Genomic DNA, 26,945 nt, shown 5'->3' with positions numbered 1-26,945 from the left:
TCAACGACGAGTCTTGCCCCTACGCCGGTCCGCATCCTCGATGGCGTGCCGCACGGCCAACCGAATCACCAGATAGAGGACCGCGAGTCCGATCGCCCAACTGACGAGGGCTGCCACCAGTTGGCCGGGCGGGATATCGAGCGTCATGGCTTGCAATCTAGACATCGTCCGCCCGCTGCCCTGAGCTGCACAGCTCGTACAGGAAGCGTCGGACATCGAAGTTCTGGTCACCGCGTCGGCCTACCTGGACATCGCGCCGATGACCATCCGGGCTCGACAACCCGGATGGAACTGTCGTCGCCGCAGGGTTCCATCCGGTCGCCCCGCTCCGTCGGACGGGTCGGAGCCATCGCGCTCGACGTATGCGCCGATCAGCATCTCTGCTGGTCAGGGGCCGCTTCTGCACCTGGTGGCGGGTAGAGGATTCGAACCTCTGTAGCCTTCGCGACGGATTCACAGGGCCCTCGCGATCTTGCCGTGGACAAGTGTTCTGAGCTGCGCCTCAGTCGTCCGTTGGCATCGGCCACACGTCGCGGGAGTCGTTGAAGGCCTCTCCCCGCGGTGGCTCGACCATCAGTGACTTCAACGCCGCCGGCAGCGAGGCCGCACCCCGCGCCATCACACCGATGAACCACACCGCCAGGCGCACCACTACGAACAGGGCTGCCAGGCACAGCGCCAGCAACACCGCCGAGTAGAACATCACGTGGAACATGGAGCCATTCTCGCCCGCGCCTCAGGGCCAGCCAACGTCCGTGAAGGCCACGGAAGAAGCGACCGTCCGGGCCAACGCCGTGATTCCCGACGTGCGCGCACGGCAGCTCGACGAGCCGGGCGGGATCGGACCGTACGATTCTCAGCCCTTCCCCGGTGCTTGAGCCCGCCCCGCTCGTGAGAGCCGCCGTCATCGGTTCAGTGCGACCCGGCTCGCGGCGAGGGGCCGGCGAGCACCAGGCGGCCCCAGCGATGTTCGATCTTCTCGTGGTCGCAGGACGCCGAGGGCTTGAAGAGCCATCGCTCAACCTCCGGCCTGTTGACATATCTGCCAGGTTGGGCTCCGAGGCAGACAACACTTGGCAGTCAAGTCAACAAGCCCATCTTGCTTCGACGCCCACCCAGCGAGGGGCACCGGTGAGTGCTGCACCCCGCTAAGTTGGTGGTCCGTCGCATGTGGAGCGGGGTCGAACGTGAGCGATCGTGAGAAGCCATCCCGGGGCCGCTTCAATCAGCACCTCGGCAGAGGGGAATGGGCGGGCATCGGAGCCGTGGTGGGGCTCCTTAGCACTGTCGTCGCTCTACTTGCCTGGCTCTTCCCCGTCAAGGACGAACCTGCAGTCTCACCGCCGCCTCAATCAGCCACCATGCCGGCCGGGAGCAGCCCCGGTCCCTCCTTCACGCAGAGCGCGGATGCGAGTCCGTCAACGCCTTCTGCCACACCCAGCGGCGATACCCCATTGCCCACCTCCACAGCGGCGCCCCGGCAAGAAGTAGTGCACAGCAGCGGCAGCCCCCGCTTACGCAGTATGAGCGAGCACGGCACATACGACGGGGAGGTTGTGAATTTCTGGGAGATGGATGAGAACCGCAAACGTTACGGCACGTACGACGGCTCGGACCTCGTCCTCAACAGCAGCTCCCTCGGCGGAGCAAATGGCACAGTCTTCGCCCCATCGGCAATCGGTAAACCAACCCTTCAGGAATGTTCGACGATCAGTGGCGGTGCATGGTCGTCGCTCGTTGTAGCACCGCAACTGAAGGCAGGGACGTCGTACTGCGTCCGCACCAGTGAGGGCCGGCACGGCAAGCTAACGGTGTCGAAGTTGAGCATGTGTGAGCAGTACCTAGAGGACGAGGACGATCGCGAACGCTTCACGGGAGATATATGTGTACTGGAGGTCAGCTTCGTAGTTTGGAAGTGAAGACCGACAGTCGGCGTCGATACCTGATCCGGTGTTCCTGAAATGCCAAGGCACTCGCACTGAACTCGATATTTCTCATGAGTCTGCACATCCCGGTTCAGCACTCGAAATCCGTCGCAGGGGCTGCTTGACAGGTCAGGCGACATGCCGTCCTGCCTGACCCCGACCAGCGCGACACCGCAACGGGGGCAGCGGTGACGCCCCCGAGCACGTTAAATTGTGAAGACCAGTGACAACCTAATCGATCGGGAGCGATGGATGGGCAACCCGCTCGATGAGATCGCCGAGCTGGAGGAGCTACGCCGGCAAGCGGAGAACTTGTCCCGGCGACTCGCGGCAGGCGATCGCATGGCAGCCCGGGCGTCCGCGCGGGATTCAGCCGAAGTCGTGCGTGTCGCCCTGGGCGCCGACGGGCGGATCGACTCGGTCGAAATCCTTCCGCACTGGCGGAGGCAAACACCTGCCGACCAGCTGGGCGCGGCGATCGTGGAAGCCGCCGACGAAGCAGCTCGACGCCGGTCAGAGGCGTGGGTCTACGGGGTGAGCCAGGCAGCCAGCATTGACTCTGAGTTGCCCGAGCCGCCAGCCCCGCTCCCCTCTGCCGCCGACCCCGTCGGCGATTCGTCGGTCAACTACGCCCGCAGCCTTCTCTACGTGCTCAAGGATTCGTTCGCGCGGCTTGACGAGCTTGAGGGCGAGGCGGAGCGGGCCGCGCTGTCCAGCTCGACCGCTGCCGACGCTGACGACCGTGTAAGGGTGACGCTCACCGGCGAGCGCCTGGCAGCGGTCAGCTTCGACGAGTCGTGGTTCCGGTCGGCTCACGCCGGGCAGTTGGGTGCCGCCGTCACCCAAGCAGTCCAACAGGGGTACGCCGATCGGGTGAAGGCCGCGCCGCTACGGAACTCCTGGCCGTACAACGAACTGGACCGGATGACCGGCGATCCGGCACAGCTTCTCGCCAACCTCGGTCTGGCCCCACGACAGTCACCCAGGAGCAACTGATGCCACCACCGGGCGAGGGCAAGCTGAGGGTCTCCATCGAAGCGCTCCGTAAGGACGCGGCGGTTTGGGACGACTCAGGGGACATCATGAGGAGTGCCGCCCAGGTCGCCGCCCGCCTCGATCTCGCAGCGCTGCACTTCTCCTACGTCGGCGACAAGGTCGGCCTCGTCGAGCTGTACCAACAGCTCCAGGACCGCTTGATTCGCCTCCTCAGCCAAGGCAGTGAGACCTGCGAAACGGTCGCCACGTCGCTGCGGAACGCCGCGGACGGCTACGAGCGCGACGAGGCCGACGCCGTCCACCGGCTGAACAACATCTACTGAGGAGCAGCCAGGTGACACGCCCTCTCCCGCTCTCCGAGAGCGAGTTCGGCGAGTTGATCGAGTCGATCAACGACGGGATCCAGCGCGTCGAGCGGCTGGCGAACGAGATCATCAACCGCGTCAACGACAGGCTCGACTGGCTCGGACCTCTCGCCCAGGACGCACTCAACCTGCTCCGCAGGTTCGGCGAACTCGTCGCCAAGTTCTTCTCCGAGGTGGGCAAGTTCTTCACCCGGTGGGGAGTGCCCTGGACGCTCTACTCGCACGGCGAGACCTGGACCCAACAGGTCGGCGGGCCCGTGCACGAGCTGGCTGCCAGGGTCGACGCCGGGCAACTGCTCGTCGACGACTACTGGACCGGCACTGCCGCCACCGCCTACACCGGCATCCTCCCCCTCCAGGGAAAGGCACTCGCCGCCATCAAGGCCGCCACCGACGAACTGGACGACGCGCTGTGGAAGGTAGCCGGCGGCATCATCGCCTTCTGGCTGGGCATCGCCGCAGTGATCGTTCCCTACATCGTCGAGCTGATCGCGGCCGCCGCGGCGGCGCTCGGCATCATCACGGCCCCCGCCGCGGCGGCCGGAGCAGGTGCATCGACAGCCAAGGCGATCGCACTGACCACGGCCGTGGTCACAGCCGCCATCACCTACCTGACCGTACTGTGGACGCAGATGCGTGACCTCGACCAGCGGTTGCACAACAGCGACGGCCTACCGGGCGGCAACTGGCCGGCGCTCGTGTCCGACATCTCCAACGGCCGGGTCCGGGACGGCGGCAAGACCCTCGATTGGAACATCAAGCCCTGATGGAGACCTCGCCCGTGGACGCACGCGACGACCGCATCCCGCTGGCCGATCCCGCAAAGGCGCGACGAGGCGCCCGGAGAACCGTCTTCGCCGGCATCGTCCTGGTCGTCCTGCTCACCGGCTTCACTGCCGGTGGCACGGCGATGCTGGCCGCCGGTGAGATCCCCGGGCTGCCGTTCGCTGTCGGCGGTGCGCTCGCCCAGGCCGCCGTCATCGCCATCGTGGCCGCCGTGCTGCGAGCGCGGACGGGAGACGGCGGGCGCAGCCTCTCCCGGTCGGGTGCGGCTGCCAGCCTTCGGATCCTCGGGGGGCTCCGTCGGCTACTGCTCGTCGCGCTGGTGGCCCTCGCGGTCTACGCGCTCGTTCGGCTCGTGCTGGGCGACCCGTGGACGCTGTTGACGGCAGCGTTCATCAGCCTGTTCCTGTGGCTGCTGTATCGCGGCGCGGGGCGGATCCGCCGAGACTGGACAAGCTCGGTGTGACGAATACCGAAGCTCATCGCGTCTCCGATTAACGACTTGCATAACCGCGTGTTATGCAACCGTCAGGCCGGCGACTGTGTAAGTTGAGACACGAACCGAAGGTAAGGTTCGGACGGTTGATTGCGTTGAACGTCCAACGCAACACGCGGCGAAATGCTTCATGAAACGCCGTGCCGTAGCCAACAGTACGAAGGAAGCCCCGCTCCCAGCCCGCGAAAGCAAGAAGCGGAGCCTTCCACCGGATGGGGATGGCCCTCCTAGTTGGAGGGTTCATCCTCCTCGCCGAAGGCGGCTCCGGCCGCTGCGAGTGCCAGCAACCTGAGGATCAGAGCTATCAGCTCGATCAAGATACTGACCGCGGAGCGAGAACGTTGCCGCCCGCCAGGAGCGCGCTTCCTGCGCCCATGGCTTCTTCTGTTGGACATTCCACCTACCCTTGCAGGGTTGAGGAGACAGCCTTTCCGTCTCCTGAGGGGCACGGAGACGATCGCCCGCCACCATCGATCGGTGAAGTGTCATTGCGATGCTAACCGCGGTGCAGAGATTGACGGCAAGACGCGCGGGCGCCAACGGCGGTCAAGTGAAGTAGTTGCACGACACCAACCGCTCTGTAGATGAAGAACGTTCCCGCCCTGCCGGCGTAGTGACACCACGGTCGAAGCTCTCGGCGAGTTGAGCAAGGCCGTTGAGACGATCCACCGAGTGCGGGAAAATCTCTTCCTTGTCCCAACCGGCGGTCGAACCATCAGGCAGCAGATCGAGTACCCGCGAGGTGGTCCCGCCGATGTGCGGGTGCGCGTCGAACGCGGCGATGTCCTGGGCGAGCGCTCCCAGGGTCAACTGGTCGCCAGCGTCCAGGACCTTGATGAGTTCCCCGGACACCCGGGACAGCGCGAGGGTACGCGCAACACCAAGCCCACCGGGACGGCCGGTGCCCCGGCCTGCTGGCGACCTCCGGCCGGCATCGGCCGGGCCGGCCGGCCACGCTCTGGGATGACAAGGCCTTGAAGACCTCGGGGCTACCAGGGTTCCCCGGAAGGTCTACAACTGCCCGACGAGGAGATCCTGACCCGCGCCGCGACTGTCGTTAGGAGAAGTAGTTGACCATGAAACCGATAGGAATCGAGACAAGGGCCCCAGAAAGAAAGAACAGCGCCTGCTCGCGTCGCCCCTTGCTACGGGCGGTCTCCAGCTCTTCCTGCAGCACGCTGAGCCTGCCCTTCAGAACCGCCTGCTCGTCCGCCGGTCGCACCTGGAGCTCAGCGTGGGCGCGACCGATCGCGCCATCGATGAGGGATCGCACGGCAGCCGCCTCCTCAGCTTTGACGGCGGCAAGCTGGCGACTCTGCTCCTCCTCGGCACGAAGCCGATCAACGGCCGCCTGCCTGGTCTGCAACTCAGTCTGCAGCTCCTTGATGACCTCATCGAACTCACGAAGCGACGCGACTAGCCGGCCGACCCGGGCTTCCATGGGCGGCGGCCCCTGGTGGACCGTAACGTGTCCGAAGACCACCTGAGCGGCGGACGTAACCGAAGCCTCATACTGCTCTGCGGCCGCTTTGGTCGGCCTCGTCGACGGTCGAGGCTTCCGACTGCCGCGCCAGTCCAAACCCGGGACTGGCTTGCCCCCGATCTATCTCCCGCAGCTGGCGACACCTCACCGCGGACCCCTCAGCCGGTCGCTACACGCACGGACCCCGCCAGGCCGGACCCAGGCCACCAACGCCAGCGACCGCAGCCGTAGAAGAGCCCTCAGCGAGCAAGATCGACCTGCCCACCATCTGCCCACAACCAGTCGTCAACGGTTGGACTCAGCCGGACCAGGCCGGACAGACGACAACGGCCCCCGATCAGCATTCCTGCTGGTCAGGGGCCGTTGGTGCTCCTGGTGGCGGGTAGAGGATTCGAACCTCTGTAGCTTTCGCGACGGATTTACAGAGCGCCACGCTCAGAGCCCTGACCTGCACAGATAGGTAACCTCTCCCTACTGGCGACACGCATGCGACACGGCCTTCCGTGCAGGCTGGCGCAGCCCCCTCCCTCTGGCACCCCACGGGCCGTCACCACCGAATGCCGAACTGCCGAGGAAGGCCCTCCCACCGCTGATCCCCACCCCGCCGAGGGACACTTCCGGCGTAAGCACCACTAGCCGTCAGGGCCGTCTGCCCAGTGGCCACGCGAGAGCAGCTCAGTCGCGGACAAGCGGCACGACATCGAGCGCTGATACCGTGTCGTCCAAGCTGGGGCTCTGTCCAGCATGGACGACAGCAGGGTGCGTTGTCTGACCCCTAGGCATCGATGCCTCGCTGGTTACGCCCGGCGGGAGTGTTAGTGACATTGAGGCTGGACGAGTACCTGCGCGTGGTGGCGAACGGCTACGACTACCACGCTGGGTTTGACACGAAGCAGCAGAGACTACTCCGCGACGCTGCCACGCACCTTGCCGCTTATGGCCCGGCCGACTTCATAGTCAAGGGCAGCGGAGGGCAAAAGCCGCTCGGGACAACCCCAACCCCGTGGATCGGCTTTTTTGATCCTGATGAGTCCACTACCCCCATGCGTGGATTGTATGTGGTGTGGATTCTCCAGAGCAGCGGAAATGGTTGGACCCTAAGCCTCAATATGGGAACCGAGAAGCGCGCCCTTGAGGTGAAGGCTACCAACGTTCGCAGGGGCTCAGTGCCATCCCGCGAATCTATGGTGCGAGACTCGCTGCGAACGGAAGCGACCACTATTAGGCGAGAACTGCCGAGCGACGTCTCCGCCGGATGGGATGCAACCATCGATCTGCAAAGCGATGGGACCCGTCAACTTCGCTACGAGTCGGCCTGCATCCTTAGCAAGACGTATCCGCTGCAAGCATTTCCCGACGATGCGAACCTTACGACCGATTTGGATCGCGCGTGCCTCGCACTTCAAGAGGCGGTGAAAGCGAAACGCAAGTTGGCCGTTACCAAACCCGGATCAATCTCGACCACAAGCGCCACCGTCGTCGATTACGCACAGCGGGAGCCGGTGTTCGCTCCGGGGCGAGATCAAGCCACTACTACGGTTTTCTCTAAGGAATCAATTAAAAGGTCCCCACGACACGAAGGGGGACTTCGCAGGTATGGAATATGGCTACAGGAACGGGGTTTTCGGCCAGCCACCAACGTCCATCCTCGCGACTTTGTCATCCCCGGCTCGCCGGGCTGGCTGGGCGAGTACAAGGTCGTATATGGTTCTGACGTAGCCAGGGCCACAAGGGAAGCTCATAGCCAGCTCAAGGAATATTCCTACTTCCTTTATGACGACAGCTCGGAAAAACCTGGATTACTAGCAGTCTTCAGCTCTCCGATCACTGACCGGCGTGTTGCTTGGCTCAACGCCGAAGGCATTGCTGTTGTCTGGGACGAGGGTCGGAAGTGGAAGGGTTGTCCGCTAGCGCAAGGAGCCGGCCTCGCGATCTCCTGAAAGTTCGCAGGGCAGTGGGCCGAGGCTGCAGGAATAGGCATAGGAGACGAAGGCAACCGCAGTGGAAATCACCTCCGATGATGTTATCGACATCCTCAGCTCCGTCCTTAGGTTCGAAGTACGCCTGGACGGCGACTCATACCTGCTCGAAAAGAGAGGCAAAACCATCTCGTCACTGGGGCGTCAACTAGTCAACGAGATAGTAAGCAAGGCGGCCGATTACAAGAGCATTGACTCGACCTGCGTGACGACTGACAGCAGCTACGAGGTACTCGTGCAGTCAGACTCGCAACGCTTCATGCGAATCGCCAGGCCAGACGGCTCTTACGTACGACTGGTTGACGACCAGAACGGCCTAACCTACGAACTGGGCAGAGCAAGCCCTTCCTTTATCCTTTACTTAATCATGGAGGCAAGAGCGACTGGCGCTCATGGTTGGTACCGGAGCTTCCAGATTTCCCCCATGGCTCTTGACCGTATGATGAGGGGAAAGCTCGACGGACTTGCAGCTTTTCGAACCGCGTTGCGAAGCTGGAGTCTCCGCATTACCTCCACCAAACCCCGTAGTGAGGCATCATGGAAGCCGCTCGCAGATTCTTTCTTCTTTCACCTCGGCTTCAACCTTGACTTAGCCATCATGCCTCAGTCAGGGATCGAAAGAGTCGTTGAACCTTCGAAGATCCTCAACATGAGGCGATCGGGTACCTCAGATCTCGACCCACCAAGACGCTTCTATATCAACGATCTTGTGCATCATTATCAGCTTGGCGTAGCAGCAGACAGCGCCATGCTGAAATATCTTTCATATTATCATGTAGCTGAGCATTGGTTCGAGAACATCTTTCAAGATGACTTAGTTGAGCAAGTCAAGGGGATGATTACGTCACCCGACTTCTCGTACAGGCGTAAGCCCGACATCAAGGCACTCATTAAGAAGGTCAGCAAAGCAATACAGGTCCGCGACGAAGAGCTAATCATCAACGAGCAGATTGCACTTCGACTCACCTTGGAACGCTATGTCTCCCTGCCGCGCCTTATCGACGATCTGCAACAATTTGATCCCGGGCTGCTGAATGCTTACAAACAATCCCCGGTAGGCTTTTCAGGTGGCGATGCGGTGGACTTAAGGCATCCAAGCCAAGCAGAAGTGATAGCGGCATTGAGCCGTCGCATTTACAAGACTAGAAACTCCTTAGTTCACAGCAAAGAGGGAGCAAAGGGGAGATTCATCCCGTTCCAGCATGATGCCGAACTCTCTACGGAGGTTCCACTCATGCGATTCGTGGCCGAACAGATCATCTTGTCCACCTCCAGGATCATGCCCTAGAAGTGGATTCAGGCGGATTAACCATAGGACCTATTATCATGGCTCAAGTAGGGCGGCAGCTATTTCACACATACTTTCGATCACTACATCCGCTCCAGCGAGCCGGAAGGCTTCGACCTTCGGTCTGCTATTTGCGTAGCCGACTATTCTCACCCCAGCAGCCCGTGCTCCCTCAATGTCCGACAGCGAATCGCCGACGAGGACGCACTTAATCGGCAACTCGCCGAGAGCATTGACGGCCTGCCGAATCGGCGCGGGATTGGGTTTCATACGGGTCGGGTCGGCGTATGGCCGGCCGACAACCGGCGACACATAGCCGGCAAGTCGATGCGCCGCCAGGTAGGCGCTGACGGCACTTTCCGAGTTATTGCTGACCACCGCAAGCGGTAACCCCGCCTGCCGGGCGGCCACGATGACCTCCCGGCCATACGGCGTAGGCTCAGCAGTCTCGATGGCCTGTCGCTCGGCCGCACAGAGCGCGTCCTCCACTGCCCGCGTGAGGCCGTAGTCACCGGCCTCGCCGGTGCGGCGAAGCACTTCAAGCGGGTCCGGCTCGGCGGCAAGCTCGGGCGGTACGTCTACGCCATGCCGCCGGAGCACGTCGACCAGCTCGGCGGCAATCTGCGGCGCCGGGTATCCGGCAAAGATGCTGCACACCGGGCCGTCGAAGTCGAGCAGCACCGCGTCGACCTCGCCGAGTAGCCGGCCGAGGTCGGCGTTCATCCGTCGTACCGGTAGGCGATGGTCGACCACACCGAGTCGAACCACTGGCGGGATGCCTCCACGAACTGTGTGCCGTGAGAGGCGTCGTCGTCGGTTACCGCGTAGTGGAACAGCGGTACGTCTTTGCCCATTAAGTCGTAGATCGCCATAGGCTCACCCTTGATAGAGACAGTGCGCTCAACGACCGGGTAAAAGCCGTAGAAGACCTCTTCTCCGTTCAGAATGTAGAGCTTGAAGAGAGGCGATGCTCGGTGCATCCGCACCTCTACCGTGGTTGAGCGGATCAGGCCAAGGTCGCCCAGCTCGGCCACCTGGTCGATGATCCCGTCGGCCGCCCGGCGCGTGATGCGCTCGGCCCGCTCTCGCACCGCCGGATCATCCGCTTGAGTCTCGGCCCGAGCCGGCAGCGCCATGGGCACCGTCATGTCGGAGATCAGGACCCGCACCGCGATCGTTTCCGGCGCGAGCCTGCCAACCCGCACCTTGTCGAGTGCCTCAGCGAGCGCATCTCGCAGCGTCTCGCCGGAGAATCCCGCGAAGTCGATGGTGACGTGCGGCCTCTCGAATGAGGCTTCGATGTGTGGACGCAGTTCCACGGCACGCTGCGTCTGCGCGCGGACGAACGCGCCGCTGCCCTGCCGGGACACGATCAGCCGCTCTGCCCGGAGAAGGTCCAAGGCTCGCTTGACCGTCTCCCGCGCTACGCCATAGCGGGCGGCTAGATCGGGCTGCGACGGCAGCTTGTCACCGGGCGCGAGCCGGCGCGTGAGGATGGCCGCCCGCAGCTTGTTTGCGATCTGCTGCGAAGCCTGTTTGGGGTCGTCGGGATCCAGCTCGCCGAGGAAGTCAAGGTTCTCGCTCACCCGCACACGGTAGCGCTGACTAGCCAAGTTGGGAAAGTTCGCCGCGCCCTCTTGACCTGACTAGCCAAGCCGGCCTAAGTTCATCTCGTTGGACCTGGCTAGCCAGGTACGACAAGCCGAGCGGAAGCCGGGGAAGGTAGCGCCTGCGCTGCGCGCCCACGGGCCGATCGTGTGGTCGTTCATTCAGAACTACACAGCAGAAGCGCCGCGTAGATCCGTCTGCGGCATCCCCGCCTAGAGCCACATGGTGGCCGACCTCGGTAGATCCCGAGCGAGCGGGGCGAGCGGGCCGGATCCGGCACGCGGCATGGACTTCTGCCTTTCGATCTCTGTTCGCCCCGGGGCGCGGCCGGTCTGGTCACACCCCGGGGCTTCTCAACTTCAGCGACTCCCCCGGAGGTTTCCTGTGAGGAAGCACCTTGCCCCCGTGGCCGCCGAGCCGACCGCCGCCGACCTGGCCGCGATCGACACGGAGTGGCCGCTGATCGCCGCCGAGCTGGACGTACTCGACGCCGAGATCACAATGCTCTACGCCGAGGACCACGGCGGCCCGACCGCGCTGGACTGGCGGCGATTGCGCCGGGCCGAGGCCCGCGTCACCCGCGCCGCCGCCGACCTGACCACCCGCACCGACCCGCACCGCGCGGCCTAATGTCCCGCATCCGCGCCGCCTACTTCGATCCGGACGGGGCGCGGTACGGCATCCCCACCTACTGGTGGCGAGGTGCCCCACCCGGCTACGCCACCCGCCGCCAACTGACCGCCGCCGGCCTACGCCCCGGCGGACAGCCGATCGCCGCTCAGGTGCTCTGGCGCGGCGTCGGCGGTACCCGCGCCGCCTACCTCTACCGGGTCGACCTGGCCCGCCCGAAGCGCACCGCCACCCCCGCTCAACGCCGCGCCATCCGCGCCGCGCTGCTGGCCCGCCGCACCTGCCCGACCTGCCGGCAGGTCCGTGATTACTACATCCCGCGCTCGCTCGGCGAGTGCCTGACCTGCGCCCACCCGTTGGAGGCCGCCGCATGAACCGCACCTACACCGACCCGTCCGTGCTGGCCGGCATCGCCGCCGCCGCGCCGTGGGCCGACCCGACCATGGACCCCACCGCCATCGACTGGACCACCCGCCGAACGGTCGCTGCGATCCCTTTCCCCCTCGTGGACGGCCGACCGGTCAACCCCTACGCCCCGACCGGCATCCGCTACGGCCGCAACTTCCTGGGCCACTGGGGTGAGCAGCAGTGCGCCGACGCGATCGTCACCGTGAGCACCCCGCGCGGGTGGCGATGGGTCGTCATGGTCGAGCGGTCCGACGGTCACGGATGGGCGCTGCCCGGCGGCTACGTCGACCCCGGCGAAACCGCCCTCACCGCCGCCGTGCGGGAGCTGGCCGAGGAAACCGGCCTGACCGTCGACCCCGACCGCGAGCCGCACGAGGTGCTGCCGGCCCGGTACGTCCCCGACCCGCGCGCCTCGGATGAGGCGTGGATGGTCACCACCCCCGTCCGGTTCGACCTCGGCCACTACGTCGGCCCGCTGCCCGACGTCACCGGCGCCGACGACGCCCGCCGCGCCGTCTGGGTGCCGGCCATCGACTACCCCAGCCTCGTCCGTCACCTCGACATCGCCTACGGCGGCGAGGTGTTCCCCGCGCACCGTCCCCTGCTCGCCGAAATCCTGGGAGGCAACCAGTGACCGCCCCGACCATCAACGGCACGAAGTACCCGCAGCCCGTCGACGAGCTGCTGCCCGCAGCCCGCAAGCTCACCGCCGAGCTGGGCCAGGTGCCCAGCCGCAACCAACTCATGCGGCACTTCCGCATCGGCGCACCCAAGGCAGTCGAACTGCTCGCCCGGCTCCGCGACGAGGCCGAGCCGTTGCCGGTCACCGACGAGCGGCCGTCGCCGACGTACGACTACGCCGAGCCGATCGGCCCGGACCCGCTGCCCGCCCCGGTCGCACCCGAGCCCACCCCGCCGGCCGTCGCGCCGGTGGAGATCACGCCCCGGGAGCCCGACGCCGAGGCCACGACGGTCGGTCACCCGGACACGCCCACCCCCGCCGACCCGCCCCGCAAGGCCGTCGTGTGGCCCGTCGTGCTGATGGCCCTCGGCGCGTTCGTGGCCGTCTGGTCCGGATGGGTCGGGCTCGGCAAGCTCACCGGATTCGGGAAGGTCGACCTCCTGCCCGGCATCGTGGACCCGGGATCGTGGGCCACGATCGACAGCGCGATCACCCTCCCGATCGGGGTAGAGGCCTACGCCGCCTACGCCCTCTACGTGTGGCTATCGGGCAGGGTGCCGACCCGGGCGCGGACGTTCGCCAAGTGGTCCGCCCTGGCATCCCTCGCGGTCGGCGCGCTCGGCCAGGTCGCCTACCACCTGCTCGTCTCTCTCGGGGTCACCGCCGCCCCGTGGTGGATCACCACCCTCGTTTCCTGCCTGCCGGTGGCGGTGCTCGGCATGGGCGCCGCGCTGGCCCACCTCGTCCGCGAGGACGGTGCCCGATGAGCAAGCACAGCACCAGCGACGCCGCCATGGCCGAGGTGACCCGCCGCATGCGGGAAGCCGCCCGCGCTACCGAGAGCGCCACTCCCGCCGAGCGGGAGCGGGCCGTCATCGAGGCCGCCAGCAAGGGCGGCACGCGGTGACCCGCCGCCGGCTGTTTCTCGCCCTGATTCCCGCGAACGTCGTGCTGTTCCTGACCGCGCACAACGGGTGGACCCGCACCGCCGCCGTGTTCGGCGCGGTGGGCTGCCTGCTCGCCTACCTGACCACCCGCTCGACCGCCCGCAAGGAGCGCTGACCCATGGCCAAGAAGCTGGTCGGCAAGCTCACCGACACCCTCACCCGCTGCCTGCCCTGCTCCGGCACCGGGAAGGTGCCCCACTACACCCAGGGCTGCAACCCGATCACCAAGAACGGCCGCACCGTCGCCGACACCAGCTGCACCGTCTTCAAGAAGTGCCCGCACTGCGGCGGCTCCGGCCGCACCCGCTAGCCCCGCCCGGCGGCACGGCCTCTGGCCTGGAAACCGTGCCGTGCCGCCGGTCTCACCCATCCGGCATCAACCCTCAGGAGAGACCTCGATGTTGTCACCCCGCCGGGCGCTGCGGGCAGCCGCCGCCCGCCTGCTGCCCCGCCGCCCGTACTGGCTCGGTACCCCGCTGCGCGCCACGATCGCCGCCGTCACCAGCGGCGGCGGCTACGTCCTGCTCATCACCTACAGCCAGGGCACCGAATGGGTCGACCTGCCGGCCCGCACGGAGCCCTACGACCGGCCCGACGATCGGGAGTTCACCGCCGTGGCCGCCGCGCTCGCCGCACGCGGCCTGGCCCGCACCGAGGCGTGGGCGATCGACACGAACGCCCGCCTGTGCGCGTCCATCAACCCGGTCCGTAAGGAGGCCCGCCGTGGCTAGCCCCCACCCCCACGATGACGAGCGTTTCGACTGGCAGGCCGCCGAAGCGGACCTGACCGACCCCAACGGCCCGGATGCCGAGGTGGTGGACCTGGACGCCGCCCGGTCCCGCCGCCAGACCACCGCCCCCGACGCCGACCCGGACGACGACCTGCCGGGCGGCGGGCCGGTGCTGGTCGACAGCGTGGAGGCACAGCGCCGGCCGCGGTTCTCCCTCGCGGGGTTCCGCGACGCCGAGCGGGTACCGATCCTGCCCGGGTGGCTGCGCTCGCGGTCGGAGTTCGCCGGGAACGTGGCGTGGGCCGGTGGTTTCGGCCTGCATGCCCTGGCCTACCACGGGCTGCGTGCCCCGAAGTACACCGCGAAACTGGCCTGGCACGCCCCGCGCGGCCTCAGCCGGACGGTGCGCGGGTACGGGCGGTGGCTGTTCGACCTGGAAGGCGAGCCGGTCCGGCAGTCGGTGGTCCACGCCGCGATCGACAAGCCGGAAGAGGCCCGCACCTATCAGGGCTTGTCGCGGCAGCGTGACCGGCGGGTGCGCTGGCGTGGCTTGACCGCGATCCCCGCCGTGCTGGCGCTGTTCACCCTGGCCGGGGTGCTGCTGGCCGCGCCGGGCGCGGTGCAGCTCGCCGCGCTCGCGGTGGCGGTGGCGGTGTTCGGGTTCGTCGGCGCACCGGCCGATAAGCCGCTGCTCGACACAGCCGTGGTCCGCACCGCCGCCGCGCCGCTGACCTCGGCGGAGGTGTTCCACGCCCTGGCCGCGTTGAACGTCAAGGGCATCAACGACGCGATCCGCCGGGGCGACAACGGCAAGCGGTGGTTCACCGCCCCGATCACCCGAGAGAACGGCACCGGGTGGCGCGCGGAGGTCGAGCTGCCGCGCGGGGTGACCGCCTCCACGGTGGTCGACAAGCGCGAAGAGTTGGCCGCCGCGCTCACCCGCCCGCTCGGCTGCGTGTGGCCGGAGGTCAACGCCGAGGTGCACCCCGGCATGCTGACCCTGTTCGTCGCCGACAAGGACCTGTCGCGCGCCAAGCAGAACCCCTGGCCGCTGCTCAAGTCCGGCACGGTCAACCTGTTCAAGCCGTTCCCGTTCGGCACCGACCCGCGCGGCCGGGTCGTCACCCTCACCCTGATGTTCGCTTCAATGATCATCGGGTCGATTCCGCGTATGGGTAAGACGTTCGCGCTGCGCCTGGCGCTGCTCGGGGCCTGCCTGGACCCGCGTGCGTGGATTCTCGCGTTCGACCTCAAGGGCACCGGTGACCTGTCGCCGTTGGAGCCGGTCGCGCACCGCTACCGGGCCGGTGACGACGAGGAAGACATCGAGTACGGCATCGCCGCGATGCGGGAGGTCCGCACCGAGATGCGGCGCCGCACGAAGGTCATCCGGGAGTTGCCGCCGGACCTGTGCCCGGAGAACAAGGTCACCGACGACCTAGCCAGCAAGAAGTCCCTCGGCCTGCACCCCGTCGTGATCGGCATTGATGAGTGCCAGGTGTGGTTCGAGCACCCGAAGTACGGCGACGAGTTCGAAGAGATCTGCACCGACCTGATCAAGCGCGGCCCGGCGACCGGAATCACGCTGATCCCCGCCACCCAGCGACCCGACGATAAGAGCCTCCCCACCGGGATCAGCGCGAACGCGGTGCTGCGGTTCTGCCTCAAGGTCATGGGCTACCGCGAGAACGACATGGTGCTCGGGCAGTCGATGTTCAAAAGCGGCATCCGGGCAACGATGTTCGCCAAGCGGGACAAGGGCATCGGCTACCTCGCCGGTGAGGGCGACGACCCGACCATCACCCGCACGTTCGAGATCGACAGCCCGACCGCCAAGGCCGTCGTCGTCCGGGCGCGGGCGCTGCGGGAGCGGGCCGGCAACATCACCGGCCACGCCGCCGGGCACACCGTCAACACCGACGCGGTACGCCGAGACACGATCCTTGAGGACGTGCTAGCGGTCATGGGCGACGCCGACCCGAAGCTGTGGTCTACGACCATCGTGGAGCGCCTCGCCGTCCTGCGGCCCGACGTGTACGCCGGGTTCACCGCCGATCAACTCCGCGAGGCGCTCAAGCCGCACGGGGTGAAGACCGGTCAGGTGTGGGGCACCGACCCCGACACCGCCGAGGCCGCCAACCGCAAGGGCATCACCCGCGCCCACGTCGCCGACGCGCTCACCAAGCGTGACCGCGACAACGGTTCCGCCGGCCGCAAGTAGGCCGAGATTCGCCGCTAGGTCTAGCGGCACCCACCGCTAGACCTAGCGGCACCGCTAGCGACCCGTCAAAACCCTGGCCAGCGCCCTAGCAGCTAGCGGCGTCGGCCCCGCGCACCCTCAAACCGGCCCGTGGAGGCGTTTGATGCTGACCATCGCCGCGCTAGCTAGCCTGATCATCCTCGGTTACGCAGCGTTCTACCTGATCATCTGCTACGCCGTGCCGTTCGGCCCGTGCCGCCGCTGCAAGGGCACCGGAGAGCGACGCGGCCTGATCCTCCGGCTCAAGCGGGAGTGCCACCGCTGCGCCGGCACCGGCAAGCGCGTACGCGTCGGCCGCCGCGTGATCGAGCGCGTCCGCGACGAGTACCGGGCCGGCACCCGATGAACCGCCGCAACCCCCACCAGCACACCGAGTGGTGCGCGGGCGGTCACCGCTGCGGCCTCGGCGAGCACCGCTCGGAAGAGATCGTGGTCGACATCGCCGGCCGCTCCCGCGCCGTGCTGGTGCGGGTGCGCACCGCCGCCGGGCGGGAGCACGCCGAGGTGCGCGTCAGGGTCGCTCTCGCCCCGACCGAGGTAGCCGCCCGCCGGCAACTGGTCGGGCTGCTCGGCGACATGCGCCAGGCCGTCACCCGCGCCGCGATCGCCGCCCGCCCCCGGCCTCGGCCGGGCCGGTGACGCGGTGGCGGCCCGGTGGCTCGCCGCGAGCGCGGTGCTCGGCCGACCGGTGACCGACGCCGAGCCCTACCCGCACATCTGCGGCCGGCTGCTGCCCGCCGACCACGCGCACAGCGGACGGCCTGTGTTGATGCCCCGCAAGGACTGCGCCGCCTGCGCCCAAGGCCGGCACGAACGCCGCCACCCCCGCCCGATCCCCGACACCCCGACCGCTCCACCGGAGAGGACCCGCACCATGTCGGACAACCCGCTGTTGACCGCCGCCCTCGGCCACGCCGAACGCGGCTGGCACGTCTTCCCGCTGCGCCCCGACGACAAGCGACCCGCGTTCCCCGATCACACCGCCGACGACTGCACCGGCCGCGACCCGCGCTGCCGGACCGGACACGTTGGGTGGGAAGCACGCGCCACCACCGACCCCGACCGCATCCGCCGGGCATGGACCGCCCGCCCCTACGGCATCGGCCTCGCCTGCGGGCCGTCGGCGCTGGTGGTGGTCGACCTGGACACCCGCAAGGACGGCACCGCCGGTCCGACCGGGCTGGACACCCTCGCCACCCTCGCCGCCGCGCACGCCGCCGTTATCGAGCCGACCTACACCGTGACCACCGGCCGAGGCGGCACCCACCTCTACTACCGGCACCCCGAAGACCGGCCGGCGTTCCGCAACACCGCCGGGACGCTCGGCCCGATGGTCGACACCCGCGCCCACGGCGGCTACGTCGTCGCCGCCGGCAGCACGGTCGCCGGACGGCCCTACACCGTCGACCTGGACACCGCCCCCGCCCCGCTACCGGCGTGGCTCGCCGCGCTGCTCGCGCCGGCCCCGTTGCCGCCGCAGCGGCCGGTGGTGGTCGACCTCGGCACCGGCCGCGCCGCCGGGTACGTGCGGGCCGCCCTCGCCCGGGAGGTCGACCGGGTGACCACCGCGCCGGCCGGGGAGCGCAACCGGGCGCTGTACATCGCCGCCGTGGCCCTCGGCCAACTCGTCGCCGGTGGCGCGCTCGCCGAGGACGACGCCCAAAGCGTGCTGGAACAGGCGGGCGTGACGGCCGGGCTGCGCACCGCCGAGGCGTACCGCACCGTCCGATCCGGCCTCACTGCTGGCGCCCACCGTCCCCGAAAGGTCGCCGCATGACCGCCGCCCGTCTGCACCTCGTGACCGACCACCCGCAACCCGCCGACGGGCAAGCCGCGGGCGGCCCGCTGTGGGATGTTCCAGTGCCCTTGACCGGGCCGCACGCCGCGCCGCCGCCGTTCCCGGTCGACGTGTTCCCCCGCTGGCTCGGCGACATGGTGAGCAGCGTCGCCCGGTTCACCCAAACCGATCCGGCGATGGCCGGCACCCTCGCCGTGGCCGTGCTGTCCGCGTGCGCGGGCGGCCGGTTGGAGGTCGAGCCGGTGGCCGGGTGGCGCGAGCCGGTGAACGTGTTCGCCGCCGTCATCGCCGGCCCCGGCGAACGCAAGAGCCCCGTGCACCGGGCGATGACGGCACCGCTGTTCGCGGCCCAATCGACGCTCGGCGAGGCGATGCGACCTCGGATCGCCGAGGCCGCCGCGCTGCGGGACATCGCCGACCGGCAAGCCGAACAAGCCAAAGCCCAAGCGGCCAAGGCCAGCGACCCCGGCAAGCGCGACGAGGCCGCCGCCGAGGCGGTGGCCGCCGCGATCGCCGCTGAGGCGATCACGGTCCCCGGTCTGCCCCGGCTGATCGTGGACGACGCCACCCCGGAAGCCCTGATCGGGCTGATGGCCGCCAACGGCGGACGCATGGCGATCATCTCGGATGAGGGCGGCATCTTCGACACCCTCGCCGGCCGGTACTCCGGCGCACCGAACCTCGACCCCTACCTCAAGGGTCACGCCGGGCAGCCGATGAGCAACGAACGGCAGACCCGCGAGGGTGCCTCGGTCGACAAGCCCGCGCTGACCGTGTGCGTGATGGCGCAACCCTCGGTGCTGCGCAAGTTCGGCGGGAACGCCGACCTCGCCGGCCGAGGACTACCGGCCCGGTTCCTGTTCGCGCTCCCGCGCTCCCTCGCCGGATACCGGGCGGTGGACACGCCGCCGATCGCCGAGGCGGTGACCGCCGGCTACCGGCACCGGGTGCATGACCTGGCCGCGACCCTCGCCGAGTGGGAAGACCCCGCCGTCGTCGCCCTCACCGAGGACGCGGGCACGGTACGCCGGGCTGCCGCCGAGGCGGTGGAGGCCGAGCTACGGCCCGGCGGCAGCCTGCACGACATGCGGGAATGGGGTAACAAGCTTTCCGGCGCAACCCTCCGGCTAGCCGGGCTGCTGCACGTCGCCCACCACCCCGCCGACGCCTGGCGCCGCCCCATCGACGCAGACCGGATGGCCGACGCCGTCCGGCTCGCGGAGTTCTTCGCCGCGCACTACCGGACCGCGCTCACCACCATCGGCAGCGACACCGCCATCGAGAACGCCCGCTACGTGCTCGGCGTACTCACCACCAAGGGCATGACCACCTTCACCCGCCGCGAGGCACACCGCCGGGTAGCCCGCCGGCTACCGAAGTCCGAAGAGGTCACCGCCGTCCTGAACGAGCTGATCGCCCTCGGGTGGGTCCGCCACGCGCCGGACGGCCGCTACGAGCTGCATCCCCGCGCCGCTGCCGGGGAGGACCCGGGAAGCGCTGACACGCTGACAATCGCCACGCCCGCTGACGTTTCCGCAGCTCAAGATGCCCGGGAAGGTGTCAGCGGCCCGTGCTGACACCTGCTGACAGGCGCTGACAATCCCCGCCGATGCCCCCGAGGTGTCAGCACTGTCAGCGCCTGTCAGCGCCCCCCGCTGACAGCTTTCCACCCACGCTGAGCTGCGGAAACGTCATAAGCAAGCCCTGCTGTCAGCGTGTCAGCGCTTCCCGGCCTCTTCGGGCAGCGCCCGACGCGCCGGCCCGACCGCAGGCATTCCCGGAGCGGCCCGCTGAGAGCCCCTGAGAGCGCAAGGCCCTACGCCTTACACCTGGAAGCCCCGGATCTTGCCTCTACGACGCTCTCAGTGGCCCGCCCTACGCCTCTCTGCCGCACCACCGAACTAACCCTCCACACGCGACCGACGCCGACCGGAAGGCGCTCACCGTGCGAATCAGGCTGCACGGCACACCCGCTGAAACAGCCGCAGCGCTCCCCGCCGTCGCCCGAGTGCTGCACATCCAGCAGGTCAGCCGCCCCCACCCCCACCGCCGACCCCGCTGTTGCAGCGCATCTACCTCCATGCCACCCCGAGGGAGGACACCCGCCCATGACCGCCGCCCGCCGCACCCCGACCGGGAACCTGCTCACCCTCGCCGAAGTCCTGGACGAACTACGCGTACCCCGCTCGACCTTCTTCCGCTGGAAGGCCACCGGCCGCGCACCCCGAACCATCAAGTACCCCAACGGCAGCCTGTACGTCCGCCGCCGCGACCTGGACAACTGGCTCAACGACCACGAAGAGGCAGCATGAGCACCTACGACGTACGCGTACACGGCATCCTGAAGAACCAACTCACAAAGGGCTACTCCTACGTAGTTCGCTGGAAGGTGGCGGGCGACCCGTTCCGGAAAACGTTCGCAACCCGCGCCCTGGCCGAGAGCTTCCGGTCGAAACTGGTGGTGTCTCAGCGGGAAGGCGTCGCGTTCGACCAGGCAAGCGGCCTGCCTGAGCCCATGGCGCGAGCGCTCAACACACGTTCCTGGTACGAGCACGCGGTGGCGTACGTCGACATGAAGTGGCCTCGCGCGTCGGCCAAGCACCGCAAGGGCATCGCCGAGACATTGGCCACCGTCACCCCGGCGCTCCTGGCGACGGACCGGGGCGCACCCAGCGACAAGGCACTACGGGCAGCGCTCTACGGGTGGGTATTCAACAAGGCGCGCCGCGACGCTGGCGACCCGCCCGCTCACCTGGCCGCCGCCGTGCGCTGGCTCAAGGCCAACACCGTCGACCTGACGGCGCTCGCCGACCCTGCCTTGGTACGAAAGGCGCTCGACACCCTTGCCCTGCGGATGGACGGAGCGCCCGCCTCGCCCAGCACGATCGCCCGCAAACGGGCCGTCTTCTCCGGCGCTCTCAAGTACGCCGTTGAGCTGCGGCTACTCGACGCGCACCCGATGTCCCTGGTGAGCTGGACCGCGCCGAAGATGGCCGATGAGGTCGACCGGGGAGCGGTGGTCAACCCCGATCAGGCTCGGGCGCTGCTCGCCGAGGTAGGACGCAGCGTGCCCGAACTGGAAGCGTTCTTCGGGTGCATGTACTACGCCGCGCTGCGGCCCGAGGAAGTGCTTCACCTGCGCGAAGACGAGTACGAGCGACCCGCCCAGCGCGGGGGGTGGGGCGTGCTGCACCTGACCGGCTCGACGGTGGCGGTCGGGCGAGGCTGGGGCGACGAAGACAACACCACCGAGGACCGAGGACTCAAACACCGGGCAAGGTCAGCGAGCCGGGATGTACCCGTTGCGCCGCCCCTTGTGCGGCTGCTCGACCACCACCTCAAGGAATACCCGCCGGGATCGAACGGCAAGCTATTCGTGACCCGGCGCGGCCCTGGCGGGCGGTACGTGCCCACCGCCGGGCAACCGATCCCGAATAACACCTACGGGAAGGCGTGGCGCGACGCGCGGACAAAGGTGCTCACGCCGGCTCAGCAGCGCTCGCCGCTGGGCAAGCGTCCTTATGATTTACGGCACGCCGCTGTGTCGCTGTGGCTAAATGCCGGGGTACCGGCGACCCAGGTCGCCGAATGGGCCGGGCATAGCGTGCATGTTCTAATGCGGGTCTACGCAAAGTGCATCTATGGTCAGGAGGAATCTGCTCGCCTAAGGATCGAGGCCGCATTAGCGATAGAGACGACCAGCGGGGAGCCCCGCTCTAATGCGGCTTGACGTCTTGATGCATCAGGGCGGCCAGTTCGCGCAGCGCGTGGCTAGCCGATTGCAGGGTTCCACCCTTCTCTGTGATCCAGTCCGCGTACGCTGCGCGAACTTTCTCCGTACCTCCATGCAATTCGCGCCCTCCTACGACGGCAATCTCTGCTGACAGTCGCCGTAGCTCACCTTCATGAGAACGAATTTGCACATCAACATCTGAGACCTCTTGAACCAGTCGCTCTACTCGTTCGACTAGCGACTGCGGAGGCTCCTGAGCAGAATCTTCGAATGCTTCGACTTCAGTTCGAAATTCTTGCAACTGTAGCCGAATTTTAGATAACTTCAGCGCGGAGTCTTTTTGATCTTCAGCACTACGTAAGAACTTGGCGTACAACACCCGCTTGTCAGCGAGCAACGAGTGAGCCGGCGCGATACGCGCTGCCTCTACCTGCGCTCGCCGCGTCAGGGCGGCAGCCACCACGGTGCCGGTGATGCCTGCGACGCCCACGACGGCGGTAGCTGTCGGTCCGAGCCACTCCCAAGCCATCCGCCCATCGTGCCGCTTCAGAGCCAGCAAGATCGGGTTGGCGACACGTATACGACACAGTCAGCGAGATCGAGCGAGCCAGAGCAGGACTGAGCGAGACTCACGACAACGGCCCCTGATCAGCATCTCTACTGGTCAGGGGCCGCATCTGCACCTGGTGGCGGGTAGAGGATTCGAACCTCTGTAGCTTTCGCGACGGATTTACAGTCCGCTCCCATTGGCCGCTCGGGCAACCCGCCAGGGCACCCCACCGCGTCGCAACGCGGCGGCGGAAGCAAGGATAGCGGCTCACCCCGCCGTCGGCGCAACCGGGTACCGTCAGGGGGTCGTACCGCTGGTCAGCGGGGACGAAGGACCACAAACCGGCCGCACACCAGGAGCATGAACATGGCAGCGAACCCGTCGTTCGACATCGTGAGCAAGGTCGACCGCCAGGAGGTCGACAATGCCCTCCGTCAGGCGGAGAAGGAGCTCGCGACGCGGTTCGACTTCCGGGGCACCGGTGCCGAGATCGCCTGGTCCGGCGAGGAGGCGATCGGTCTCCAGGCGGAGACCGAGGAGCGGGTGCGGGCCGCGCTGGACGTCTTCAAGGAGAAGTTGGTCAAGCGCAACATCTCGCTGAAGTCGCTGGACGCCGGCGACCCGCGTCCGTCGGGCAAGATGTTCAAGATCGACTGCAAGGTCATCCAGGGCATCGAGACGGACAAGGCCAAGGCGATCAGCAAGAAGATCCGCGACGAGGGCCCGAAGGGCGTCCAGGCACAGATCCAGGGCGACCAGCTCCGCGTCACCGGCAAGAAGAGGGACGACCTTCAGGCCGTCATCGCTCTGCTCAAGGGCGAGGACTTCGGGGTGGCCCTCCAGTTCAACAACTACCGGTAAGGCGGTCCCGGCCGGCTTGGTCATCGCACCGGCTACGCCTACGTCAGCTGGGCAGAAGCCGTCGCCAATGGTCGTCGTGGGTCATGAGCATTCGGCCTGCGACGGCCTGGCCGCGTCACTCTGGGACTTGCGTGTTGGTGCGCGAGCGAAAGACGTGCAGCGGAACCCGGAAGACAGATCGACCGCAAGCAATCGATCTTCTACCCGCTCCCGTAGCGACCCCGGGCGCACCTGGATGTAAGGTCCGACGTGACGTTGGTGACTGACATCTCTGCGCTGCTGGAGCCCTTGTGAAGCACCTAGGAATTCTCGCGCACAGCTCAGAAGGAGCCGCGCTCTGCTTTCGCGCCTTTTGTCAGGAAGGATTCCGCGAACTAGGAGCTCATCAGCATCCGGATGTGACCCTGGACTGCATCGCGATGGCGCGCAGCATGCCCGCCTGGGACAAAGGGGACTATAACTCGATTCGGGACCTACTCCGCACGAGTGCTCAAAGGCTTGCCGACGCCGGCGCGGACTTCTTCGTCTGCCCGGACAACACGGCGCACATGGCGCTGGAGCAGCCGGGAGAGGATCTCGCGATCCCCGGGCTGCACATCGCCGAGATTGTCGCCGATCAGGCCGCTCATGATGGTTTCGGCCGGGTCGGTGTGCTCGGCACCAGGTACCTCATGGACGGTCCGGTCTACCCTCGGGCCTTTGCCGCCCGTGGTGTCGTCGCGCAAATGCCGGACGAGCAGGATCGTCACCTCATAAACAAGATCATCTTCGACGAGCTGGTAGTTGGCGAGTTCAATACGAACTCGCGTGCCGAATACATTCGGATCATCGAGAAGCTGGCGGCGCAGGGCTGTGATGCGATCGCCCTCGTGTGCACCGAGATTCCGCTCTTGGTGACACCCGACCTCTCTCCGCTCCCTACGCTGGACTCGACCCGCCTGCTGGCTCGTGCCGCCTTCGACGTCGCTGTCGGCCATCGGTCATTGCCGAAGTGGCGGGGTGGACCGGCGTGAGGCAGGGCTCTGCCCAGCCCCCTACCGGCCCACGTGACGGGAGCAGAGCGACAGCGGCAGCGGCCAGTTGGCGGCGTGCGGCCCGTGTGCCGGGCCGCCTCGAAGACGTGCAGGAACGGACCGCACGCGCCGAGCCGTGGACAAGGTGCTCGGGTCGCCCTCGGACGGCCTGACGACGGCCCAGCGGCGACCATGGCGGTGTATTGGCTGCTCACATGCGGTGTCTCTCCAGTTCAACACCTACTGGTGGAGGCTTCCGTCGGCCGGTGGCCGGCACTTCCGGCCACCGGCCGACGGGGGTACCTGGCCGGCGACGGCCGAGCACCTCAGGTGCCGGGACCTGGTTCTGGGGGCAGGCCGATCGGGGCGAGGGCGGTCCGGTCGCGTGGGCACTGCCAGGAAGCGACGCCGTCGACCACCGCCGCGGTCGGGGGATGGGCGTGGCCCGCGACGCAACCGGGCCAGGTGGTGTCCCCCTCGTCGAACTCCTTCTCCTGCAACGTGTCCGCCAGCTCGACGACAGCCTCCTCCGGGTCACGGGTCGGACGCAGGGCGCCCAGGGCGCCCTCCCGTACCGGACCCGGCTGGGCGTAGCGCACGACCAGAATGTCGAGGGCACCCAGGTCCACGCCCAATGGCCGTACGACGGCGCCCCGCCGGGCGAAGTCCAGCGCCACCCGACGCACCGCGCGCTGATAACACTCCAGCGCGTCGAGCACCAGGTCGTCGTACTCGTCTCCGTGGTCCACGCGTTACTGATGCTGCGTCACGTTGATGACGGCGCCGTTCGGGTCCCGTACGAAGAACCGCCGCAGTCCCCACTCCTCGTCGGTGAGCGGGTAGACGATCTCGGCCCCCGCGTCGACCGCGCGACGGAAGACCACGTCGACGTCGTCGACCTCGATGGAGACGTCCGGATGGACACCGGCCCGTACGTCCAGCCTCATCACGCTGAGCTGCACCTCGCGGCGGTCGGTCCCGAAGAACAGCACCCAGTCGAGCCCACCCTGCTCGGCCAGCCCGACCACGTCCCGATAGAAGGCCCGGCTCTCGTCCAGCCGGTCGGACCTGATGTTGGGTTTGATCCGCTTGACACCCATGCGGGGACTCTAGGGCCCTGTCGACCCCTCCGCCGCCCGTTCGGCGGCGTGAATTCCGCCCCGGGCCGGGCGAGCCCAGGCCAGCGGATGCCAGACCGGTGCGTGAGTATTGGCCGCAGGTGCGGAGGGTCCGCCGGGAAGGGACGTCCCCATGGCCGAGGTGCTGCTGTTCCACCACGCGTACGGACTGACGGCGGGGGTCCGCTCCTTCGCGGCCCGGCTGGAGGCGGCAGGGCACACGGTGCACGTCCCCGATCTGTACGACGGCGCGGTCTTCGACACCCTGGGCTCGGGCATCGCGAACGCGAAGAAGATCGGCTTCGACACGGTCCTCGACCGGGGGCGGCGTGCGGCCGAGGGGCTTCCGGCCGAGTTGGTCTACGCCGGCTTCTCGCTGGGCGTCCTGCCCGCCCAGTCACTCGCCCAGACCCGGCCGGCGGCCCGGGGTGCCCTGCTGATGGACGCCTGCCTCCCGGCCGAGGAGTTCGGCGACGGCTGGCCGGCGGGGTTGCCGGCGCAGGTGCACGGCATGGAGGCCGATCCGGAATTCGCCGACTCCGGTGACCTGGACGCCGCCCGCGCTCTCGTAGCGGCCACCCCGGAGACGGAGCTGTTCCTCTACCCGGGGCGGCAACACGTCTTCGCCGACGACAGCCTGCCCGGCTACGACGAGAACGCGGCGACCCTCCTGACCGAGCGTGTGCTGGCCTTCCTCACCAGGGTGGGTTGAGCAGGGGCGATCCCGTCACCGGCATCGTGCCGGCTCCTCACGCCGCCAGCCAGACGTACGGCACGGGCTGGCTCCGGTTCCACTCCCTCGCCTGCTCCGCCGGCACGGTCCGCAGGCCGGCGCCGGTGTAGCAGCGTAGTGCCGGGATGTTGTCGGGGTGCACCCGCAGGAAGACCGCCGGGTGGTGGTCGCGAGCCCGCGCGGCGAGCATCCTCACCAGCGAGCGGCCCGCACCCCGACCCCGGTGACCGGGTGCGACGATCAGGCGGGCCAACTCGACCTCGGCCTCGTCGTCGTCGAGCCACAGCTCGCCGTACCCGACCGGCTCCCCGTCGACGACCGCGACGTACGCGACCACGTCGGGCTCGGCGGCCCACCCGGCGACGGTCGCGGCGGCCACCTCGTCTCGCGAGCACCAGTGCCGGGTCTCCTCCGGCGTGGTCGCCCAGGCCGCCACCGCGGCTGCGTGCACCGGCTCGAACGCCGTCAACTCCATGCCCGCCTCCCACCGTCCGGCCGGCGACGATACCGGCTCGCGGGCAGCCGGCGCGACCGCGAATCCCCCACCGGGGCGCTGCC

General features: G+C 67.7%; 35 protein-coding genes and 1 tRNA gene. 25 read left to right on the top strand and 11 right to left on the bottom strand.

Annotated elements, in window-relative coordinates; all coding sequences use genetic code 11:
- Positions 1 to 147: a hypothetical protein gene (locus D7223_RS32845; RefSeq protein ID WP_158610913.1), complete on the bottom strand. Its 147-nt coding sequence runs from the start codon at positions 145 to 147 to the stop codon at positions 1 to 3.
- Between the two features lie 355 nt (positions 148 to 502).
- The gene (locus D7223_RS32555) at positions 503 to 715 is read right to left on the bottom strand and encodes a hypothetical protein (protein ID WP_147252678.1); all 213 of its coding nucleotides are present in this window, start codon (positions 713 to 715) and stop codon (positions 503 to 505) included.
- Between the two features lie 808 nt (positions 716 to 1,523).
- Between D7223_RS32555 and D7223_RS32550 the strand changes: the two genes are divergently transcribed.
- From D7223_RS32550 to D7223_RS18800, 5 genes are all read left to right on the top strand, one after another.
- A complete protein-coding gene (locus D7223_RS32550; RefSeq protein ID WP_147252677.1) occupies positions 1,524 to 1,919 on the top strand; it encodes a hypothetical protein in 396 nt (131 codons plus the stop codon).
- 258 nt (positions 1,920 to 2,177) lie between these two features.
- Entirely contained in the window at positions 2,178 to 2,921 is a 744-nt protein-coding gene (locus D7223_RS18815; RefSeq protein ID WP_120729727.1) for a hypothetical protein, read from the top strand.
- Complete coding sequence (locus tag D7223_RS18810) at positions 2,921 to 3,244, top strand: hypothetical protein (protein ID WP_120729726.1); 324 nt, start codon at positions 2,921 to 2,923, stop codon at positions 3,242 to 3,244. The genes D7223_RS18815 and D7223_RS18810 overlap by 1 nt, the downstream gene beginning before the upstream one ends.
- 11 nt (positions 3,245 to 3,255) lie before the next feature.
- Positions 3,256 to 4,053, top strand: coding sequence for a hypothetical protein (locus D7223_RS18805; RefSeq protein WP_120729725.1), 798 nt, complete (start codon positions 3,256 to 3,258; stop codon positions 4,051 to 4,053).
- Positions 4,053 to 4,535, top strand: coding sequence for a hypothetical protein (locus tag D7223_RS18800; protein ID WP_120729724.1), 483 nt, complete (start codon positions 4,053 to 4,055; stop codon positions 4,533 to 4,535). Before D7223_RS18805 ends, D7223_RS18800 begins: the two co-directional genes overlap by 1 nt.
- 576 nt (positions 4,536 to 5,111) lie before the next feature.
- On the opposite strand, the gene D7223_RS33645 is transcribed toward D7223_RS18800, so the two are convergent.
- Entirely contained in the window at positions 5,112 to 5,417 is a 306-nt protein-coding gene (locus D7223_RS33645; RefSeq protein WP_238162129.1) for a hypothetical protein, read from the bottom strand.
- Positions 5,418 to 5,622: 205 nt separating this feature from the next.
- Positions 5,623 to 6,006: a hypothetical protein gene (locus D7223_RS18790; RefSeq protein WP_147252676.1), complete on the bottom strand. Its 384-nt coding sequence runs from the start codon at positions 6,004 to 6,006 to the stop codon at positions 5,623 to 5,625.
- Between the two features lie 860 nt (positions 6,007 to 6,866).
- Between D7223_RS18790 and D7223_RS18785 the strand changes: the two genes are divergently transcribed.
- Both D7223_RS18785 and D7223_RS32545 read left to right on the top strand, forming a co-directional pair.
- Entirely contained in the window at positions 6,867 to 7,988 is a 1,122-nt protein-coding gene (locus D7223_RS18785; RefSeq protein WP_158610912.1) for an MrcB family domain-containing protein, read from the top strand.
- Positions 7,989 to 8,049: 61 nt separating this feature from the next.
- Entirely contained in the window at positions 8,050 to 9,315 is a 1,266-nt protein-coding gene (locus D7223_RS32545; RefSeq protein WP_147252675.1) for a hypothetical protein, read from the top strand.
- 36 nt (positions 9,316 to 9,351) lie between these two features.
- Here the strand turns inward: D7223_RS32545 and D7223_RS18780 are convergent, their stop codons facing one another.
- Both D7223_RS18780 and D7223_RS18775 read right to left on the bottom strand, forming a co-directional pair.
- A complete protein-coding gene (locus tag D7223_RS18780) occupies positions 9,352 to 10,038 on the bottom strand; it encodes an HAD family hydrolase (RefSeq protein ID WP_120729721.1) in 687 nt (228 codons plus the stop codon).
- On the bottom strand, positions 10,035 to 10,901 hold the full coding sequence (locus tag D7223_RS18775; RefSeq protein ID WP_120729720.1) for a GntR family transcriptional regulator: 867 nt from the start codon (positions 10,899 to 10,901) through the stop codon (positions 10,035 to 10,037). The genes D7223_RS18780 and D7223_RS18775 overlap by 4 nt, the downstream gene beginning before the upstream one ends.
- 406 nt (positions 10,902 to 11,307) lie before the next feature.
- On the opposite strand from D7223_RS18775, the gene D7223_RS18770 reads away from it, so the two are divergent.
- The 15 genes from D7223_RS18770 (at position 11,308) to D7223_RS18710 (ending at position 22,109) form a co-directional block, all read left to right on the top strand.
- Entirely contained in the window at positions 11,308 to 11,553 is a 246-nt protein-coding gene (locus tag D7223_RS18770; RefSeq protein WP_120729719.1) for a DUF6284 family protein, read from the top strand.
- Positions 11,553 to 11,927 carry an RRQRL motif-containing zinc-binding protein gene (locus D7223_RS18765; RefSeq protein WP_120729718.1) on the top strand — a complete coding sequence of 125 codons (375 nt, stop codon included), beginning with the start codon at positions 11,553 to 11,555 and terminating at the stop codon, positions 11,925 to 11,927. Before D7223_RS18770 ends, D7223_RS18765 begins: the two co-directional genes overlap by 1 nt.
- Entirely contained in the window at positions 11,924 to 12,595 is a 672-nt protein-coding gene (locus D7223_RS18760; RefSeq protein ID WP_120729717.1) for an NUDIX domain-containing protein, read from the top strand. The genes D7223_RS18765 and D7223_RS18760 overlap by 4 nt, the downstream gene beginning before the upstream one ends.
- Positions 12,592 to 13,410 carry an ABC transporter permease gene (locus D7223_RS18755; RefSeq protein ID WP_120729716.1) on the top strand — a complete coding sequence of 273 codons (819 nt, stop codon included), beginning with the start codon at positions 12,592 to 12,594 and terminating at the stop codon, positions 13,408 to 13,410. The genes D7223_RS18760 and D7223_RS18755 overlap by 4 nt, the downstream gene beginning before the upstream one ends.
- The gene (locus tag D7223_RS32840; protein WP_158610911.1) at positions 13,407 to 13,550 is read left to right on the top strand and encodes a hypothetical protein; all 144 of its coding nucleotides are present in this window, start codon (positions 13,407 to 13,409) and stop codon (positions 13,548 to 13,550) included. Before D7223_RS18755 ends, D7223_RS32840 begins: the two co-directional genes overlap by 4 nt.
- Positions 13,547 to 13,705, top strand: coding sequence for a hypothetical protein (locus D7223_RS32835; RefSeq protein WP_158610910.1), 159 nt, complete (start codon positions 13,547 to 13,549; stop codon positions 13,703 to 13,705). Before D7223_RS32840 ends, D7223_RS32835 begins: the two co-directional genes overlap by 4 nt.
- Positions 13,706 to 13,708: 3 nt before the next feature.
- On the top strand, positions 13,709 to 13,900 hold the full coding sequence (locus D7223_RS18750) for a hypothetical protein (RefSeq protein ID WP_120729715.1): 192 nt from the start codon (positions 13,709 to 13,711) through the stop codon (positions 13,898 to 13,900).
- Between the two features lie 88 nt (positions 13,901 to 13,988).
- Positions 13,989 to 14,321, top strand: coding sequence for a hypothetical protein (locus D7223_RS18745; RefSeq protein ID WP_120729714.1), 333 nt, complete (start codon positions 13,989 to 13,991; stop codon positions 14,319 to 14,321).
- Positions 14,314 to 16,542, top strand: a complete 2,229-nt coding sequence (locus D7223_RS18740) for a cell division protein FtsK (RefSeq protein WP_120729713.1) — start codon at positions 14,314 to 14,316, stop codon at positions 16,540 to 16,542. The genes D7223_RS18745 and D7223_RS18740 overlap by 8 nt, the downstream gene beginning before the upstream one ends.
- A 142-nt stretch (positions 16,543 to 16,684) precedes the next feature.
- Positions 16,685 to 16,927, top strand: a complete 243-nt coding sequence (locus D7223_RS18735) for a hypothetical protein (protein WP_120729712.1) — start codon at positions 16,685 to 16,687, stop codon at positions 16,925 to 16,927.
- On the top strand, positions 16,924 to 17,220 hold the full coding sequence (locus D7223_RS18730; RefSeq protein WP_120729711.1) for a hypothetical protein: 297 nt from the start codon (positions 16,924 to 16,926) through the stop codon (positions 17,218 to 17,220). Before D7223_RS18735 ends, D7223_RS18730 begins: the two co-directional genes overlap by 4 nt.
- 4 nt (positions 17,221 to 17,224) lie before the next feature.
- A complete protein-coding gene (locus tag D7223_RS18725; RefSeq protein ID WP_120729710.1) occupies positions 17,225 to 18,358 on the top strand; it encodes a bifunctional DNA primase/polymerase in 1,134 nt (377 codons plus the stop codon).
- Positions 18,355 to 19,956 (top strand): YfjI family protein, encoded by a 1,602-nt coding sequence (locus tag D7223_RS18720; RefSeq protein WP_120729709.1) that lies wholly within the window; start codon positions 18,355 to 18,357, stop codon positions 19,954 to 19,956. Before D7223_RS18725 ends, D7223_RS18720 begins: the two co-directional genes overlap by 4 nt.
- 531 nt (positions 19,957 to 20,487) lie before the next feature.
- On the top strand, positions 20,488 to 20,691 hold the full coding sequence (locus D7223_RS18715) for a helix-turn-helix transcriptional regulator (RefSeq protein ID WP_120729708.1): 204 nt from the start codon (positions 20,488 to 20,490) through the stop codon (positions 20,689 to 20,691).
- Positions 20,688 to 22,109: a tyrosine-type recombinase/integrase gene (locus tag D7223_RS18710; protein ID WP_120729707.1), complete on the top strand. Its 1,422-nt coding sequence runs from the start codon at positions 20,688 to 20,690 to the stop codon at positions 22,107 to 22,109. Before D7223_RS18715 ends, D7223_RS18710 begins: the two co-directional genes overlap by 4 nt.
- On the opposite strand, the gene D7223_RS32540 is transcribed toward D7223_RS18710, so the two are convergent.
- Complete coding sequence (locus D7223_RS32540) at positions 22,096 to 22,641, bottom strand: hypothetical protein (RefSeq protein WP_147252674.1); 546 nt, start codon at positions 22,639 to 22,641, stop codon at positions 22,096 to 22,098. The two genes, D7223_RS18710 and D7223_RS32540, sit on opposite strands and share 14 nt — an antisense overlap.
- Positions 22,642 to 22,796: 155 nt before the next feature.
- Positions 22,797 to 22,880, bottom strand: a tRNA-Tyr gene (locus D7223_RS18705).
- Between the two features lie 148 nt (positions 22,881 to 23,028).
- Between D7223_RS18705 and D7223_RS18700 the strand changes: the two genes are divergently transcribed.
- Both D7223_RS18700 and D7223_RS18695 read left to right on the top strand, forming a co-directional pair.
- Positions 23,029 to 23,523 carry a YajQ family cyclic di-GMP-binding protein gene (locus tag D7223_RS18700; protein WP_158610909.1) on the top strand — a complete coding sequence of 165 codons (495 nt, stop codon included), beginning with the start codon at positions 23,029 to 23,031 and terminating at the stop codon, positions 23,521 to 23,523.
- A 290-nt stretch (positions 23,524 to 23,813) separates the two neighbouring features.
- On the top strand, positions 23,814 to 24,536 hold the full coding sequence (locus D7223_RS18695; protein ID WP_120729705.1) for an aspartate/glutamate racemase family protein: 723 nt from the start codon (positions 23,814 to 23,816) through the stop codon (positions 24,534 to 24,536).
- Positions 24,537 to 24,862: 326 nt separating this feature from the next.
- On the opposite strand, the gene D7223_RS18690 is transcribed toward D7223_RS18695, so the two are convergent.
- Both D7223_RS18690 and D7223_RS18685 read right to left on the bottom strand, forming a co-directional pair.
- Positions 24,863 to 25,285: a hypothetical protein gene (locus D7223_RS18690; protein ID WP_120729704.1), complete on the bottom strand. Its 423-nt coding sequence runs from the start codon at positions 25,283 to 25,285 to the stop codon at positions 24,863 to 24,865.
- 3 nt (positions 25,286 to 25,288) lie between these two features.
- Positions 25,289 to 25,636 carry a VOC family protein gene (locus tag D7223_RS18685; RefSeq protein ID WP_120729703.1) on the bottom strand — a complete coding sequence of 116 codons (348 nt, stop codon included), beginning with the start codon at positions 25,634 to 25,636 and terminating at the stop codon, positions 25,289 to 25,291.
- Between the two features lie 151 nt (positions 25,637 to 25,787).
- Here D7223_RS18685 and D7223_RS18680 point away from each other — a divergent pair, with 151 nt between their 5' ends.
- Positions 25,788 to 26,366 carry a dienelactone hydrolase family protein gene (locus D7223_RS18680; RefSeq protein WP_120729702.1) on the top strand — a complete coding sequence of 193 codons (579 nt, stop codon included), beginning with the start codon at positions 25,788 to 25,790 and terminating at the stop codon, positions 26,364 to 26,366.
- A gap of 37 nt (positions 26,367 to 26,403) precedes the next feature.
- Here the strand turns inward: D7223_RS18680 and D7223_RS18675 are convergent, their stop codons facing one another.
- The gene (locus D7223_RS18675) at positions 26,404 to 26,862 is read right to left on the bottom strand and encodes a GNAT family N-acetyltransferase (RefSeq protein WP_120729701.1); all 459 of its coding nucleotides are present in this window, start codon (positions 26,860 to 26,862) and stop codon (positions 26,404 to 26,406) included.
- Between the last annotated feature and the right edge of the window lie 83 nt (positions 26,863 to 26,945).

The sequence above is a fragment of the Micromonospora endolithica genome, assembly GCF_003626595.1.
Lineage (GTDB): Bacteria > Actinomycetota > Actinomycetes > Mycobacteriales > Micromonosporaceae > Micromonospora > Micromonospora endolithica.
This window is presented reverse-complemented; position numbering and strand designations above follow the sequence as displayed.